Genomic DNA, 16,649 nt, shown 5'->3' on the forward strand with positions numbered 1-16,649 from the left:
TCGTATGGTATTTATTCCATTTCTATTCTGTTGGCAACTGATTTGTTGATTGGCCCACTCATACGCTCTGCTAATGCTTCACCTATCAATGTTCCTAAAAATGCACCTACCATAACATAGGGTACCGCTTCCTTTCTGGCAGCCCTGGCGTAGGAATAACACAATAGCGAGGTGATAAGCGTTGAGGTTGATATTATTACTTTCTCTGTATTTTCCATGTTTTATAAAATGCATACCTACTTTCAGTGCCGCACTACCATATATGTCACCGTGCCGCCTAGTATAAGCAGGCACGTAGATAGTAGCTTACTCCGTGCCCTATGCTGCTTTACCTGCTTTTTTAAGTCAAGATTGTCAGTAAGTAATATTTGCTGCTGCACGAGATTACGATCATAGTTCAATTGCAGATAATTATACCGTTGATCCTGTGCTGTGATTGTGCTATCTTTTATCGCCACTTGTTCCGTCAGTGCAGACGTTAGGCTGTTATACAAGCTATCCTTTTCCATACACGATACAACAAGATCACTGGTCAAACTTGCAAGGCTATCACAGTTCGTCAGTCGTTCCTCAGTATCAGTCAGTATGGCATTGTCTTCAATTCGTTGGTGTAGCTGTTTCTGTAAATTGGTATTTGATTTGATTGAACGAGAAAGGGCATTTCTCGCCTCTAAAACCTGTTTTTCTAGTGTGGAGTTTTGCGTGCTTAGATTCGCTATGCGTCTATTATAATTAGAAATGATTTTTTTCTGTTCCTTTAGCTCATCGTTGGAAGGCGTATCTGTACCTACTACAACCTCTTCATGTACCCCTTTGTTGCAGCTCTTGAAAAATTGTGTTGTGCTCAATGTGGTGAGTACCCCCAATAAAAAGAAAAGGGTGCGGGCAACCCCAAACATACGCTTGACAATAGGTGTTTGTGTAATCTCTGTTATCTTTTTCATTCTGTTTTTTTTGAGATGAGAGATGAATTTGTTCCTATTCCTGTTTACCTGGGTTTGAGGTGGTAGGCTTTTTTCTAGGCTATAGCCCAACAAACCAGCTGCGATAAGCCCTCCAATGGTGAAAAACATGAACTCCGGAACGGATTTATTAAAAAGCTGTTGGATTATCCAACTGACTATCAGTGCTACCAATAGTGTGCACACTGTCATTTCCCTAATGGAATACTGTCCGTTCTTATCCTGCAATAGCGTCAATAAAAATTTCTTCATAATAATTTTGATTTAACAAGCTTGTAAGAAAGTAGTGCAAGTGCTGTTGCCGCCAGGGTCCCCGTAACAATAATCACTGGCACAGCAGTTATGCGGCCTCCCCCAAAGGGAGAGGCGAGAGACGGGATGCCAATCCTGCCGGTAACTCTGATTGTTCAATGAGTGTATAGGTGAATTTGTTGCCATACAACTTTTTGTGCTGGTTGCAGAGCTGCATGAATGCTGCGAAATCTGTAGCGTTAGCGAAAACCTGACACCCTGCAGAATGGCTGGAGACATATTTGGTCGTACCGGCTGTCTCAGCCCTGTGTATATTGATACCGAACATGCCTGTTTGTTCTTTGCCAGATTGAAAATCCAACCGTCCGTCCTTGTTAAAATCCCTGATCACTGTAACCGGCGATTGCTGTACTAGCGCTGTATATAACCCGCGATGCAGCCCAGTGGCATAGCAGTTAACGTATTGTCCAGGTTTGAGAATGGCAGTACCGGCATTATTTATAGGTTGCTTCAAATAGTGCATACCAGGATCGGTGGTTGCCGGATAATTCAGAAGTTGCCATTGCGTACCATTGGAGTAGAAAACAAAGATAGTATCATCAAAGGCATTTGGCACATTTGTAACCGCTCGGATTCCTATTATATTTAATTCATATGGGCGTGAAAATACCCTGTACCCTTTCGCAGAAAGGGCCTGCTTTAATTGTTCGATCATAATATAATTGTTGTTGGAATGAAGAGTGCGTTGCGGAGATGTCGAAAGTCTTATGCTGCACGTAGAACGGCAGGAACGTAGTCCGTTATCCATTGAAACAGGTTAAAACCTGGATTCGGATAAGCGTATAAATAGACTTTGTCGGCAGGTACAACTTTTGCATTTGGGTGTTTTTCCAAAAGCTGCACCAGCTTATTAAACAGTGTCTCATTCTGGCGTTCAGTACGGCAATCCAGTCTATTGCCTTCTTTGTCCAAACCGCCAACGAGTGCAATTTCTATAGTTCCCTCCGTGCTTAGTGTTGGCCGTAGCTTTAGCAACTTTCCTGCCCTGGTCACAATGAAATGATAAGGGAGCTTGTCCAGATCACTCAGTAACATATCAGGCTTTGTTCCTGTGCTATGTATGACAATATATCGAATGTGGCTGGTTTGATATCCTATTCTACCTTTGCCTGTAGCTATACGGGAGGATCGACGGTTTACTCGTGAAACTTGTTTTTCTGTGAATTGAATTCTTTGTCTTTTCATAAAAGAGTTGATTAAAGATGTTTTATACAATTTGAGTGTACAAGAAAATGATGACCATTATTGACGAACAACACATACTGAAGCCGCCTCGCCACTTCGTTGCCTAATATCGTATGCGGAGGTACTGTTACAGCTGTTGTGGCGTTAACCCAAACTTTGGCAGGAACAGTAGTTAGTATAGGAATGCCGTCTATACCGGAAAGGCTCCATTTACTACCATCATAAGTAAGTCCCATTGTAGCAAACGCAAGACGTAGTTGTTCCTTCTGTGTGGTGGCGCTGAAAGTATCGAGTAAGCCAGTGACAAGAGTTTTTCGCACCCCGCCAATACGGTACTGTTTAAAAGCCTCGCTCACGGTACTATAATCACCACTGCTTTTTATGCTTTTTAGCAATGATAATACAGTGTTAAAATCACGTTTAAGTGTTGCATTGTAAATTTTAGTGGCGAGACCTGATAAATTTGTACTGCTACCCGCCGTAGTATCGCTTCCCTGTGTCAATACGTTAAAAAAGGTTTCGGAGATACTAACCGGCATCTTTAGTTTCACAAGCGCATTGGCTGTCTCGGAACCAAAATCACCATCTGCACCATATTTGGGAAGCGTTTTACTACCATATTTTCGGATGAGCGCCTCTTGAAATTTACGCACATTGTCGCCCTTGCTACCCTTTTTCAACGGGAAATCATCGGTTGCTTTAGTACTCTTGCCGCTGCCCCTGTTGGGTATGGATATTGGAGGAATATTAACGTTGTCTGGTATAGAACTACCGGCGCCGGGTACTATAGGTTCTAATGAAATGCCTGAAGGAAACGTATTACCTCTGCCGCTCCCGTTATTCTGAAGCAAGGTTTCATCGAGGTTCGCCCCCTTTTTTGATTTGCGGGATTTCATATACTGCCAGCCCAGATATCCTAATATTCCGATTGCTCCAAGAGAAAGCGTTGTCAGAACAATCTTGCTGCCGGTTATCCTGCTAGTCCTTGTTTTACTGGATCGCACCCGTCCTTTAGCAGTGCGACCTCCCGCTGTCTTCTTTTCCTTTTTTACTGCCATACTACTTAGGCTTTTGCGTTATGATCTGCATGTATGATGGATATTCCCAAAATTCAAGTTCTCGTTTCAAGTCAGCAATCAGATCACGGCCATACAATGATTTGTAAATGACGCCAGTCTGAACAAATGAAGACTGTGTTGGCATTTCGTTAAACACTGCACTGATCGCGTCCTCGTCCGTACCAGGCATCGGGCCATAGCTTTTGTCAAATGCGGCTTTCAGACGGGAGGCCCAACTTTGATAGTGGACAACAGTCAATTGTTGTGTAGGAGTGCCCGCTTCGTATTTTTCCGGCTTTACAGAAATAATAGCAAGCATTTCGTTGTACTCCGTACTTTGCAACTCGTTTTCCATATCACGTAATAAAGAGCGGTTGTATAACTTTTGGTAACTATCGATTACCTGACGCATTACTTGTTTTGATGGTAACCGAGTTATGGTTTCTCTCATGGCATTTATATTCGTCCCAAACCATCCATCATTATTAAATGCCATTCTAAGTTGCTTCGCATACGTTGCAGCATTACCATCTACATAGCTCTTGTTTTCCTCTGCATCTGCCTGTCTCTTACGGATCAGGCCACGGGCAATAATAACAGCTCCACCAATAAAGATGACACCAACCAACCCAAAAGCAAGTTTTTCCTTTAGCGTAAGGCCACCAACTTCAGACTGGATACGACTGGTACGATAATATTTCGGATACTGTGAATACATGCCATCGATTATGAATTACACCATTACTTTCTCAAGGCCCAATGCGAGGCGCTAAAGACCCAGATAGGTTTTTGCCATTGCTGTTTTTACCGGATCATATGTTACAACCTGTGCTAACTTCGCAAGTTCTTTTGCTGATAGCATTGCTGCTAAGACCGTGAGTGCCTTTACCTTCTCTTCTGCATCTGTTTCTGTCTTAGCTTCAATTGTTACCTTAAAATTGTGTTTTTTCATGTTTTTAAATTTTCAGTTAGTAATGCAATGATTGTCGGGATTTCTGCAGGATGTTCTGTCAAGTATCCGATGATATTTAGAACCCCAATGATCTGCTGCTCACTTAATCGTTGTTGCATTTGTTCCAGTAGTGCAAGGCGGCTACGCGTGTGTTCGTCAAAATCTTCCGTTTTGCTATAACTCGCTCGCCCTTCTTGCGATTCATTCAGGCCACCGTCAGTTATTTTAGGAGTAGTATCTAAATCAAATAGCCCTGATAGCCCCTGTGGTAGTTTGTGAGCGTGATTGCGTAAGACCCCCATAAGGATAGAGGCACCAAGGTCACCCCATTTCATCATCTTACCCTTACTTTCCTGCTCTAGTTCTGCAATGCGAGCCTGCAATGTTCCGCTATATTCCTCTGCTTCTTCAATTTGTTCTTGTGCTTCTTGCAATTTCTCTCGCAATCGGTTAAGCTCATAGTCCCTTTCACGATCTGACAGCTTCTGTGCAACGATTTGGTCTATTTCTCCTAATGTTGCAGGTTGTTCTATCGACTGTTGATTATTGTGAAATGAAAATGAATAACGGGTGTTTCTGTTCGTTCCAGGGCCATCAAATAATAGGAAAGAAACATTGCGGGTATTTGTTCTGATCTCTTGTTCGTAATCATCGAATTCATTCAGGTCACTTGTGCGTGGCACTACCTTAAAACCATCAACAAAAATTTCATAGTCTCGTGGTTTGCCTTTATCTGATTCTCGTTGCAAACTGCGACGGAGGCTATCTACGCGAGTCTGTTCATAGCGCTCTTCTACAATAGGCATATAATAAATTTTTATTTGGGAACTGCCTGGACAAAACGAACATGGACTGCTCTGTCTCCAGCATAGCTCTTAATTTCAATTATCCCCGTGTGCTCGTATTGTAATTCATTGCTAAGATTTAGAGACAAATCAAAGTAGCCTGTGTTGCTGATAATTTCCACCATTTCTACAGGTTCAATCAGTACCCAAAGTTGATTATAGGCATCTATATCGATTTTACTTCCGGAGGACAACACTATATGGCGAAGCAATAGATTGTATCTGTCCCCATGTCCTAACTCAATCATTCGCTTTTTTATGTATTCTATAACTATGGCGCTATTCATGGAATGGAACGTTATAAAGGTCATTGACAGTAACCCACAAATGAATGGAAAGCCGGTAGCTCAAGTTACGGGCCATCGTGACGCCCCACATGTCGGTATATACACCATAAAGTATGCTAGGGGCTGCTATATCCAGCACATCGGGTTCTTTCGAAGCTGATTGTGGAATAGTTGATGTGCCAACGAATGACCACGGGATAAAACCAGCGTCGAACACGCGATATCCAAGATCTGTTGGGAGTAGCGTACTTTGCTCCACCATTACATAATTGCTATAACATCGATCCGCGCTGTCGGGAGATTGTAACGAGAGCAAGCCACCGGTAAAATCCCACCGCCACGGCATGAAAGCGCGGCAGTACCTGCTACGTATACTTGTTTCTATTCCTAATATTCGAATAACGTCAGGCGGAATTTTTATTTGGAAACATACCCGTTGTCCTTTTTTTCGGATCAAAACGTTTGAGCAGATGACGGTACTCAACAATTTATTCGACATCTTAATCAGTTTGAAGACAGTTGAGATATAGCGAAACTCGATACGCTTCAAATGGCACTCGGTTGTCTTCCCGATCTGTATAGGTCATCTTTACTTGACCATTGCCTGCGGGCATATCGCCGATCTCATAGAAGCGCAAATTCGGTGAAAGATTAATACCGGACATGAGCAATTTAGATTCATAGTTATCCGGAACAATTTCGCCCTTGTTCATCTCTATACGTTGACTGCCTCTGTAATAGATCAAATCATCCTTGTCAGATGTAATCAAAATACTTTTCACATGGGTGATGTTTTTATCAAGTTCAAAGGTCTGGCTGACGGTCTGAAGCGCAGCAGTTATGTTTATATCAAATCTTTTTTTAACGATACTCATGTTTTTCAATTTATTGTAAGTGAAAGCGCTAAGATTAACAACAGAAGGGTCGATATAAATAATATAATGCTAGGAACTGCTGTTTGCCATGCCAAATACATAGTTTATGGCGTTGTGATAGTGCCGTGTAAAGAACAATAGATATAAGTGTTTGCCGGTATTCCGTCCTGTGTTCCTAATTCTACAGTGGCTTCAATAAGCACATCATCAACGATTAAGCGCGGATTACTTAACTTGTAATAACCAATAGGCACAAAATGGAAACTATTGGTTTTAAACATTGCAATGGAAGTTTCCGGTACCAACTGCTTTTTATTTGCCTTCAGGTTAAATTCTCCATTGACAATAGCGGGAAAGCCTTCCAGCGCCTTAAAGTCGGTTGCAACTATCTTATCTTTTGTTGCATCGGCAGAAGTACCTGCCAACAATGTGATGCCACTGACTAATAGCGCTTGATTTTTGGGAAGTTTCGCATTACTAATATTACGTAATCCTACTTCGCGATCATCCTGCGGCTCCCATAGTTTAATAGTCCGGCTGGAGACAGGTTTTATGCTATAAATCATAGTATCTGCAAGACGTAAGTCACCACTTTTTAAACCAGCTTGGATATAAGCAGGAATCTCATTAAAGTGCTTTTCCATTTCTGCACGGCTACCTTTGGAGGGAGAAGCAGGAGACGCTAGTTTATTAATTGTACGCTGGCGTTTAATGGGATTCATTCTCTTAAGTGCTCCTAATAGCTCTTCGCCTTCAAGACCGTCCAACCCGAACAGTGCTCCGGCATTATTGTATTCTTCAGCAGCTCCCAAGCTGCTAAGTCCATCTAGTCCTAACATATATACAAATTTTTGATGATTTTTGTTACGTGTGATTATTATACTTTTAAGAGCAGTTTTTTAGAAGTTATAATCAGAAACATCTGCAAAACCTATAGCACCATCCAGTTCGGCACTTCCTACAGTTGGTCCTTGCAGCTCCAATTCTGATAAAGCACCAATTGTTCCTACTTCTTCTGCGCCTTGTAATCTCGCCATCCCGACATCCGCCAGACTTTGTTCAATCTCATCAAGCGCTCCCATACCGTATAACTCTGGATTATCAGATGTACCAGACACTTGTCCGTAATCGAAATATTGCAATGCCCCTACAGTACCGTTAACTGTCTCTTTCTTAATAAATTTGTCCAGATAGGTACGTTGAAGCATGCTGTCTTTAAATGCCTGCATCCGTTCTTTAGCGCCTTCCAGCCCATCCATGCCACTTACCGAACCTCCCACGATGTTACCGCCTGCCATCATACCAAGACCGAAAGTGCTGGCCAGCGTATTACCCGCAAAATGACCAATACCTGTAACACCCAGACCAACCAAAAAAGCTGGCTTTCCGATCAGTGCTGCAACCAGCCCGCCACCCAAGACACCGATAAGCAGATCCTTACCTGTCTCCATTGCAGAATGTTTCACATCACCTTTTGTTTCGAGCCGGGAAGAAAGTTTAGCCAGTGTAGCCTGCTTAGTCGCAGCTTTCTGGTATCTGTTCCTTTTCGCTTTTGCCATTGTAAATTTTTTAAATGAAAAGATGTGATATTTACTCCTACATTAATGCTATTGGAGCTTTGCGCTTCCTTCCTTTACTCTTACCTCGGTTGCTATCTCCGCGTGGTTTGCGTCGGTAGTTTTTTGAAGCTGGTGGCCCATTCAGTGTTCTTGAATGTGCCGGGGCCGGCGAGGACTTTTTACGGGCTATTACATAAGCACCTATCACCCCGACGCCTACACCCATTGGAATTATCCATTTTTTGTTATTACTCCAGAAGCCCTTTGGTGTATTAGTAGAGTTGGGCGCTGATGTACTATCTTCCATAACTGTCCCAGTGTCTGATGCAGATCGCACCATTGCTGTAGAAGGAGAAGAATTGCCACCATCTTCGGATGCTAAAAATGTAGATGCAGCAGTAGCAGTAGCCGGATTTGTTGCCGCAGCAGTGGGGGCGGCTACTTTGACTGCTTCCACGTCTGTGTCCGCAGCTGCGGCAGCTTCCTCAGAAAAGTCCTCGCTACCTTCTGTCTTTTTGCCCTTGAATATGTCACCTATCTTTTTTAATGAAGCGGCTATAGCAGCAATAACAGAAGAGGCAGCAGCAACAGTAGCTAAAGTGGCTGGTTCTCCTAGTTCGCCAAAACCTTCAAACCCTTCCATGCCACGCACGTTTTCGTCATAGTAAATCTCAGGGCCTAGTAACTGAGGAAGAGGCGTATAGATGTTCATACCCATAATGCCATCATCTTGCATGATAGCGCCCAATCCAAGCAAACCATTAACCGCATGGTCTTTGTTGCCCTTTCCCTTCAGAATAGCTTTCTTCATATTGGCCGGATTACCACCCGCGTTAGAAAATATATCTTCCAGCTTTTGCCGCGTTTTTACGAGCTGCTGATAACGTGCTATGTCAATTCCCTTCGCTTTTGCTGCATTGGGAGAAAGATAGCTCCAGCGTAAGCGGCTGCCGATCTTTCCGATATTGAGTTTCATAGCGACCAGAACACCGTTACGCAAAGCCAGTGTTACAGGGTTAACTTTATTGGCGACATTTAGTATCTTTTTGAAAAACCCTTTTTTCTTTTTCTTTCCGGTTCCAGGAACGGCATCGGGGGTTTTCATCGGGTCATTATCTTCTGCCTGCTTTTTCTTCTTTTTTCCAAACAGTCCCAGCTCACCGAAATTCTCATCGCCATCCAGGCCATTTACGATGCGGTCATCAGCGCTTGAGTAGGGCAATAGCGTGCCAAGTCCATCTAAATATTGTAAATCCATATACACATCTTTTTTTTCTGAGTAAGGAACTTCGTAATCAAATTTGTCCGTAACACAGTCCACTGTAATGCACCTATCTCCATAGGGAACTACCGGATATATATGTTGAAAATGCGGCCTGGAATATTTCGTTATCCTCAGTATGTGCGGTATTCGCAGGTTACACAGAATACTACTGATAAACGTTGTATAGCAATCACAGTCAACACCCATTTTGCGATCGTCCCAACTACGACGTGGGCTGCGTACTTGCTCATAACCATCTTTGTCTTTCTTATATCGAATATGCTTATATACAAAGTGCCATATATTACGACAGGTATCGTATGTATTGCTTCCTTTCAGAACGTTGGCGATACCACTGGTTTGTTGTAGCGTTTCTGGTACAATCTTCTGGATAAATGTCAGTGTATCGCCAACCGTCGCATCTGTTTTAATCGTCTTTATAATACCGGTTGCAATAGGGAACAGATGCGCATACTGCGCCCCATCCTGCACCTGCCTGTTGGTTGCTGCCTGCATTGCTATGGTTTTAATGTTATCTCTGATGCGCTGTTGTAAGGTATCCTTGACCAACCAAGATCAATGGTCGTGATAACAGTTGCAGATAGTTTCACAGACTTTTTATCAAACAGTGTTTTTATGATGCTGTATGCACTGGATGCGATGCTTATCACTGGCAGTTCTACCATCATACTATCGATTACAACCTGTCCAAACGATGGAATTTGTATATCCTTATTTATAACCTGGCTACTGCCAAGCAGTGAGCCATCGTATGTAACTCGGATATACGGGAATTTGACTTTAAAACTGGCGCGAGTAGGATTCTTTAGGAGTGCGTCTACTCTCAAAGTCAGAGCCGTCCATGAAAGACTGTGTATATATGCTTTTGGTATGACCTCCAATTGCACGCTTGCGCGGCGCATGTTGTAGAAATAGCTCCCACCAGCAACAGCACCTCCGATTACAACAGCTCCAGCCAGTAGCTTACTTACAGTCATTGTCCAGTTGATTTGCGTTTACGATCATAATAATCTGCAAGAATTTTAAAGCCCAACCAAATGCCACCGCCTACAAGTGCTTTTAATCCGTAATCAAGTAGACCGCTCACATCAACATTCGCCAGCAAGAGCGTACCAGTAAGAAGTACGTTACTGAAATAACCGCTTGTTTCTGTTTTCATATCTAACATTTTGAGTTGACATTTACGATACAAAGATGCAGCGATCCTATTCCCCTACTTTCCACCATCTGCCTACAAATGCTCAAATCCCACCAACTCTTGCAATTCTGTCCACTTCTGCTCGGTTAATCGTCCAATGGAATTTCTGATGGCAAGCCGATTTTATCAATAATTATCTGAACCTGACGAATGTTATAATAGTAGCCTTGTCGTTCCCCGATCTCTGACAAGAAAGGTCGAAGCCACCCTTTAAAAGTCCGCTTATTAACACCATATAACTTTGCAAAAGCCACAATTGTATATGCTTGCAGCTTGAATGTTTGCCCAGATTCGGCCATAGATTTCACAGTAACCATAAGTAATTAGATAAGTTTGGAATGAAAAAAACTGTAATGGAATATCGTCCTGTACAAAAGAGATAGTAAATCAAAAGCATTCAGTCTTAACAAAATTCTTCGGCAAGTAACCAACGTTGAGCGTCTATTCCCATAGCTGTATTTGTAGTAATTGGATACCAAAATAAAATAGTCGCTACGGTATCCGGGAACATCCAACCTTTTATACAAAAGCCGCTGATATTTATTGTTGGTGGCACTATATCCTTCCAGATAATGTGGCTGCAACCACACAGATGGCTGTGGCAAACAGTTAGGCTGCCCAAGATTTATCGCCTCATGTGCAAGTAATAATCGCTCATAAAATTCGATGAACCGGGCCTCCATAACTATAGGATAGTCAAGATGCGTTCTGATAAGGACAATGGAGCGCTTATGTTCCTCATCATCAAATGACTGCTCGGGCCAAAGAACGGCACACATAAAATGCCATGCGGCATTACAAAGGCGACCTGATATCGTGCGATCAGCCAAGGGCAAAGGAATAATTCGTCTCATGCGATGTTTTTTTATGAAAACAAAGATGAGGGACCGACAAATTGTAGGTTCTCAGATTTAACCGAATATTGATAAAGCAGATACTTTTAACAATAATCTGTCAGCTTTGGCAAATTTTTATGAGATTAAGCATAAAATTGTTCAAATTCGATTAGTACCTGTTGGCTAAGAAAAATTAAAGCGTAACTTTTTTTCATATTACGTTATGCAATTAACGACAGAGAGACGTCCGTACAGTTAAGAACTGTTTGCCTACCATTTACCTTTCATTTGACCGGGTTTGAAAAACATTAATAAGATTTGAATTAAGTCGAGATTGTTTTGTCCCGAGACAGCGAGTGATTGATTTTTATTGCATAATTGTTACACTACAAGACAATTTTAACAATTGTATAACGTTAATATAAATTGATACAATGGGCCAGATTGACACAATATTTATTAGGCCAGATTGTTGTATCTTAATAGCACCTATTTTCGTATAAGCATTAAAGAAGTAATACCTATTGGAACTAAAACGTAAACCGATGTGATTGTTACACCCATTTATAGCTGTTGTCAGGTTTTCTTACTTCTAACCAATGAAGGGGGATATTAAATATACTAAGTTTTTGTTAAGACCATTTCCTACGTACTATGGCATTATTGAGAAGGTGGAACACCATTTTATTTTTTGAACTCGACAGAACAAAAATCATTCACGATCAAATTTTGAATGGAATAATCCGCGAAATAAAAAATGGACATCTGGAAGCTGGTATGCTATTACCAAGCTATAGAGAACTCGCTAACTTATTGAAAGTAAACAGAAATACGATCGCACAGGTTTATGAGGAACTTACAGACAGAGGCATTCTTCGAACTGAAAGACGTAAAGGAACCTTTGTTAGTGAAGGTCTACTACCGAAGCGAAATCGGCTAACTCATCTCATAGCTTCGACAGTTCCATCACATTCTGAAAGCAACTTTTCTTACAACAAATTCCCGGAACCAATTGTTAGTTCCGAAATTCCACCTGGACACTGGAAGATAAAGTTTGACGACGGATATCCTGATCCTCATTTGGCTCCCAGCAGTAAATTTATAAGTGCATACAAGCGTATGTCTTCTCGAAGTACAAGGCAGAAGAAATCAGATTATGACGGTGGCTACAGTTATTATTTACTAGCCCGCGAGATATGCAATATGCTACGTAACAGTCGGGGTTTAAATTTGCGAGAGGAAAATATCTGCACTATACATAGTACACGTATGGCATTGTATATGGTTGCAAGAGTTATTCTACTTCCTGGAGATAATATAGTAGTTGAAGACCCTGGCAGCTCAATTAGCTGGCAGACTTTTGAGCAGGTCGGAGCAAGCCTTATTCCCATTTCAGTTGATGATGAAGGCATCTCGACCACCCGACTGGAACAAATATGTAATGAAAAGAAAATCAAAGCCGTCTTTGTTACACCGGGGTGTCAATACCCAACAACTGTGACACTTTCTCAGCAGCGCAAAAAACATCTGCAGCTATTATCAGAACAATATGGATTCGCAATAATTGAAACAGATCATAATCATGAATTTTGCTACAACATTGGATCTACATTGCCAGTTGCTTCCGCGAGTATCGAGAAAAACGTTATATACATCAGCAGCGTAAGTAGGTTAATGGCACCATTGAATTTGATGGCGTTCGTAGCCGGCCCTCGCGAGTTCATTCAGTCGCTACGGGGGTTCTATAATACTATATACCAACGTGGTGACGCCATTCTAGAGCAAGCAGTAGCCGACATGATGAAATCCGATATAATAGGACAATATGCCCGTAGTAGTTTAAAGATCTATCAACATAAAAGGGATTTCATGGCATATGTATTAGATAAAAATCTAAACAAGCATGCAAATTACAACATTCCAAATGCCGGGCTTGCGTTCTGCATACAGTTAGACGCTAAGCATGACGTCAATACAACGCGCAAAAAACTAATAACATGTAATATTTGGATTCCGCCGCCAGAACTTATCATATCGGGAACTGATATTCCAAACATCCTGCGTATTGGGTTTGCATCTCTTTCAAACTATGAACTAGAAAAAGGAATAGAAGAAATAGCAAATTCCTTAAAATAACTACCGTCAGCATACTGGCGCAAACATGAACTAGCTAAATAATGTCCTTATTTAACCTACAATATATAGTATACCCATTAAACACCACAGTATGAAAGAGAAAGAAGAGTTTCGAATCAAAGCTATGAATACAAAGGAGCTTGCTAATTCATATGGAGTAAGCAGACGGGTTTTCAACACATGGCTTCAGCCTTTTATATCAGACATTGGACCCAGGCGCGGATATTATTTTACAGCTCTACAAGTAAAAATAATATTGGATAAATTGGGGCCCTATAATTTAGCAGCTGAATAGACTATCAGCATACGTTAACTACTACTCAATTCTTCCGCGCTTACTTTCAAACATTAAGAAAAACACCACAACTTAGAAAACTTAGCAGATTGACTTTATATCAGTTAACAGGCAGCATAAAATCACACATTTAGGAGAAACACTACATCCTTGCTTATATGTATTCAACTTATTTTGAGTTGTATTGCTTCATATCTTGAACACTCTTAAATTTTTTCAAGTCAGCTACAAGGGTACGGTTAGTAGAAATCTCCTTATCTGCCTGCTCGGAAATTAACTTTTGGTCGATACCGATATAATAAGCGAACCTATACATCTCTTTCAAACTAAACTCAACAGGATTCTTAAACTTGCCTGAGAAATTCGTGTGACTAACGCCCATCTCATTGGCCATCGCTTTAGTGAAAAGAGATTCCAGTTCCCGTAGACTGGTGAGACTTCCAGACTCAAATATGGATTTTATCGACAAGCGTTTCGTAGCGATGTCTTGCTTCAAGTCTTCAACAGTCTTGGTTTTCCTTCCTCCACCTTTTTTTGGAACTTCCAACGGAGCGCTTTTAGTTCTTTTAGCCATCCCGAGTGATAATTTTTATAAAAATGATAAAAGAAGTTGAAAAACAACTATTTATCCACTAATAGAAAATAAATATCCCAATCAATGTATTTTTATCCACTATACGTGGATTTTTATCCTTACTTTGCAGACATAATTACTGAGTTAGTATATAGCTATAAATAATAAGTTCGCTTTTGGGCAGAAAATATTATTTTGCGCTACTTATATGATATTAAGTAAGCGTTTAACGAATCTCGTCTCTCAAATCTCACAAGTTTAAAGCACGAGTGTAAGTTAAGGCGCCCGATCCAAATAAAAAGGGTTGGGCCTACTTACGTATTGTGCTTTAGCCACCGAAAGGTGGTTGGCTTTGTGAGAGCCAGAGAGGCAGTGCGGGTAGGTTCCAACCCTATTTATTTCCGCAAAGAAACGCCACTCTATTCTCTATAAGTGACGCCAAATTTAGATACATCTCACCCGAATCAGCTTCATATATTAACCCCTAATCCTGAACAATAAGTTTAAACTAGTAAAAAGCCTAGTTATCTGGACGCATTTACTTTATTATAGGCATGTCCTTATATGAAGGAATCCATATACGATCAAAAGATAAACCTGACATTTCAAATAGTGTAAGGGAATAATTCTATACTACTATGTAATATCAGCAGTAAATCGAATACTGCCATATTAAATACTTGAACCCATTATTCTTAACAATAATTCTCGTTTATGAATAAAAATCAAAAGTTGACTCAGAAAAACAGATTTCCGTTCTGTCTATCAGATGAGGAAATGCAAAACCCAATGGATGTCTTTTATTTATTCTGTGGAAGTTCTGATTTAAGAACAGAAACTCATAAGCTTGATCGGGTTTTAGCATCAATTTCCCGATCGGGGTATGAATATAATCTTCTGTGTTATGATCTAGTGGATAAAGATTATCGACGGTTAATCGAAGCGGCATTCTTACTTACCGATCGTAAAACGTTGGAAGAAGTATCAGTAGAAAGATTTCTTGGACTATTTGCACATGAAATTAAAACTCAGTTATCGGGTGCCTCAATCGCCGTTGAAGCACTTATAGAAATTATGAGTTTATTTTTTCCCTCTCAACCGAACGTTTCATACTATTTAGATACCCTTAAATCCATCCTTTTCAACAGTACTCAGATACTATCAAATATGATCACTACTGTGCAATTCAAAGATGGATGCTTTTCGCTAAGGCCTAATAATCAAACATTTGGAGTAGTTGAGTTTATAAATGAATGTACAATGCCCTATCTCCTTATGAATGATGGCTTAAATAAAAATCTTGTTGTCGAACACAATCAACTAGATGCGAAATCTATTGTCACCGATAAAGCGAAACTCAGACAGATAATTCAAAACCTTCTAAGTAATGCCTATAAATATAGTACCGGAGAAGACATTCAGCTAATTGTTACAGGTTTTGCCCACTATATATCTTTCTCAGTTATCAGTTTCGGCCATACAATTCCGCCAGAAGATACCACCAAATTATTAAAACTATATTATAAAGTAAATCCCGGCGGTGCAGGAGCGGGAGTTGGATTATATCTATGTCAACTATACGCCGAAATCCTTGACGGAGATATAAAGATCACTAGTAACAACGGTGTTACAAGCTTCACAGTGAGCATACCTTATGACATAATAGACTATAATGCAGCATAGTTCATAAATGCTGTCCGATTGTATTCATGCTAAGCCGCGTTCATCCATAATTAATTCCTATCTACTATTATCACAAAAGAACTTTACTCTTATCCGTTAAACGTTAATGCTAAAATTATTAAACATGAAAAAAACGATGCCCTTGTCGCAACCGGTTAATTTATTACAGGATGTGCATTCAAGAATGATCAATTTACCAATTTATTTTCGTGAGCGTGTTTGCGAAGAATGTTCATGGAGTATACCCACCTTTTATCGCAAGATGCGCAACATCTTAAAACCAGGCACCAACAAGGAAAGAATCGTTCCAAATCTTAGCAATGCAGAGAAAGAAAAGATCATCGCAGTTGTTGATGAAGTGTATGGTGATTTCGCGACATACTGTGAGAAGTATAGAAAAAAGAAATAGATATTCTGGAAGATACATAGTCAATCCATGCAATATTATATCAACAAAACTACAAGAAAATGCAATCTAACAAATCTGTTTTATCAAGTCTTAAAGATCGTAGTGTGTATTACGCTTGATGTTGACCACCCCTAACGCTCATCTTGACCACCTATTTCCGGATTCGCTCATATTAACAATTGATAATCAACCTGAATC

The 16,649-nt window shown here is 40.7% G+C and carries 21 protein-coding genes; 4 read left to right on the forward strand and 17 right to left on the reverse strand.

Going from position 1 to position 16,649, the window contains the following annotated elements; genetic code table 11:
* Positions 1-11: 11 nt before the first annotated feature.
* From C7475_RS30100 to C7475_RS30175, 16 genes are all read right to left on the reverse strand, one after another.
* Positions 12-218 (reverse strand): hypothetical protein, encoded by a 207-nt coding sequence (locus C7475_RS30100; RefSeq protein WP_110057146.1) that lies wholly within the window; start codon positions 216-218, stop codon positions 12-14.
* 24 nt (positions 219-242) lie between these two features.
* Positions 243-1,214 (reverse strand): hypothetical protein, encoded by a 972-nt coding sequence (locus C7475_RS30105; protein WP_110057147.1) that lies wholly within the window; start codon positions 1,212-1,214, stop codon positions 243-245.
* An 88-nt stretch (positions 1,215-1,302) separates the two neighbouring features.
* Positions 1,303-1,929, reverse strand: coding sequence for a hypothetical protein (locus C7475_RS30110; protein WP_110057148.1), 627 nt, complete (start codon positions 1,927-1,929; stop codon positions 1,303-1,305).
* 50 nt (positions 1,930-1,979) lie between these two features.
* On the reverse strand, positions 1,980-2,459 hold the full coding sequence (locus tag C7475_RS30115) for a hypothetical protein (protein ID WP_146217707.1): 480 nt from the start codon (positions 2,457-2,459) through the stop codon (positions 1,980-1,982).
* 11 nt (positions 2,460-2,470) lie between these two features.
* The gene (locus C7475_RS30120; RefSeq protein ID WP_110057150.1) at positions 2,471-3,517 is read right to left on the reverse strand and encodes a peptidoglycan-binding protein; all 1,047 of its coding nucleotides are present in this window, start codon (positions 3,515-3,517) and stop codon (positions 2,471-2,473) included.
* Position 3,518: 1 nt separating this feature from the next.
* Entirely contained in the window at positions 3,519-4,235 is a 717-nt protein-coding gene (locus C7475_RS30125; protein ID WP_110057151.1) for a hypothetical protein, read from the reverse strand.
* Between the two features lie 51 nt (positions 4,236-4,286).
* Entirely contained in the window at positions 4,287-4,469 is a 183-nt protein-coding gene (locus tag C7475_RS30130) for a hypothetical protein (RefSeq protein WP_110057152.1), read from the reverse strand.
* Positions 4,466-5,275: a hypothetical protein gene (locus tag C7475_RS30135; protein ID WP_110057153.1), complete on the reverse strand. Its 810-nt coding sequence runs from the start codon at positions 5,273-5,275 to the stop codon at positions 4,466-4,468. The genes C7475_RS30130 and C7475_RS30135 overlap by 4 nt, the downstream gene beginning before the upstream one ends.
* Before the next feature lie 11 nt (positions 5,276-5,286).
* Positions 5,287-5,601 carry a hypothetical protein gene (locus C7475_RS30140; protein ID WP_110057154.1) on the reverse strand — a complete coding sequence of 105 codons (315 nt, stop codon included), beginning with the start codon at positions 5,599-5,601 and terminating at the stop codon, positions 5,287-5,289.
* Entirely contained in the window at positions 5,594-5,947 is a 354-nt protein-coding gene (locus C7475_RS30145) for a hypothetical protein (RefSeq protein WP_146217708.1), read from the reverse strand. Before C7475_RS30145 ends, C7475_RS30140 begins: the two co-directional genes overlap by 8 nt.
* Before the next feature lie 154 nt (positions 5,948-6,101).
* Positions 6,102-6,476 (reverse strand): hypothetical protein, encoded by a 375-nt coding sequence (locus C7475_RS30150; protein ID WP_110057156.1) that lies wholly within the window; start codon positions 6,474-6,476, stop codon positions 6,102-6,104.
* A 104-nt stretch (positions 6,477-6,580) separates the two neighbouring features.
* Positions 6,581-7,315: a hypothetical protein gene (locus C7475_RS30155; protein ID WP_110057157.1), complete on the reverse strand. Its 735-nt coding sequence runs from the start codon at positions 7,313-7,315 to the stop codon at positions 6,581-6,583.
* A 60-nt stretch (positions 7,316-7,375) separates the two neighbouring features.
* The gene (locus C7475_RS30160; protein ID WP_110057158.1) at positions 7,376-8,035 is read right to left on the reverse strand and encodes a hypothetical protein; all 660 of its coding nucleotides are present in this window, start codon (positions 8,033-8,035) and stop codon (positions 7,376-7,378) included.
* Positions 8,036-8,072: 37 nt separating this feature from the next.
* Complete coding sequence (locus C7475_RS30165; RefSeq protein WP_110057159.1) at positions 8,073-9,815, reverse strand: hypothetical protein; 1,743 nt, start codon at positions 9,813-9,815, stop codon at positions 8,073-8,075.
* 2 nt (positions 9,816-9,817) lie between these two features.
* Complete coding sequence (locus tag C7475_RS30170) at positions 9,818-10,297, reverse strand: hypothetical protein (protein ID WP_110057160.1); 480 nt, start codon at positions 10,295-10,297, stop codon at positions 9,818-9,820.
* The gene (locus C7475_RS30175; RefSeq protein ID WP_146217709.1) at positions 10,294-10,479 is read right to left on the reverse strand and encodes a hypothetical protein; all 186 of its coding nucleotides are present in this window, start codon (positions 10,477-10,479) and stop codon (positions 10,294-10,296) included. The genes C7475_RS30170 and C7475_RS30175 overlap by 4 nt, the downstream gene beginning before the upstream one ends.
* A gap of 1,529 nt (positions 10,480-12,008) precedes the next feature.
* Here C7475_RS30175 and C7475_RS30185 point away from each other — a divergent pair.
* A complete protein-coding gene (locus tag C7475_RS30185; protein WP_110057163.1) occupies positions 12,009-13,490 on the forward strand; it encodes a PLP-dependent aminotransferase family protein in 1,482 nt (493 codons plus the stop codon).
* 91 nt (positions 13,491-13,581) lie between these two features.
* Positions 13,582-13,785 carry a hypothetical protein gene (locus C7475_RS30190; RefSeq protein WP_110057164.1) on the forward strand — a complete coding sequence of 68 codons (204 nt, stop codon included), beginning with the start codon at positions 13,582-13,584 and terminating at the stop codon, positions 13,783-13,785.
* Between the two features lie 169 nt (positions 13,786-13,954).
* Here the strand turns inward: C7475_RS30190 and C7475_RS30195 are convergent, their stop codons facing one another.
* Complete coding sequence (locus tag C7475_RS30195; RefSeq protein ID WP_110057165.1) at positions 13,955-14,359, reverse strand: hypothetical protein; 405 nt, start codon at positions 14,357-14,359, stop codon at positions 13,955-13,957.
* A 714-nt stretch (positions 14,360-15,073) separates the two neighbouring features.
* Here C7475_RS30195 and C7475_RS30200 point away from each other — a divergent pair.
* Both C7475_RS30200 and C7475_RS30205 read left to right on the forward strand, forming a co-directional pair.
* Complete coding sequence (locus C7475_RS30200; RefSeq protein WP_110057166.1) at positions 15,074-16,042, forward strand: sensor histidine kinase KdpD; 969 nt, start codon at positions 15,074-15,076, stop codon at positions 16,040-16,042.
* A 124-nt stretch (positions 16,043-16,166) separates the two neighbouring features.
* Positions 16,167-16,451: a hypothetical protein gene (locus tag C7475_RS30205; RefSeq protein ID WP_146217710.1), complete on the forward strand. Its 285-nt coding sequence runs from the start codon at positions 16,167-16,169 to the stop codon at positions 16,449-16,451.
* Positions 16,452-16,649 lie beyond the last annotated feature (198 nt).

The organism is Chitinophaga sp. S165 (genome assembly GCF_003182155.1).
Lineage (GTDB): Bacteria > Bacteroidota > Bacteroidia > Chitinophagales > Chitinophagaceae > Chitinophaga.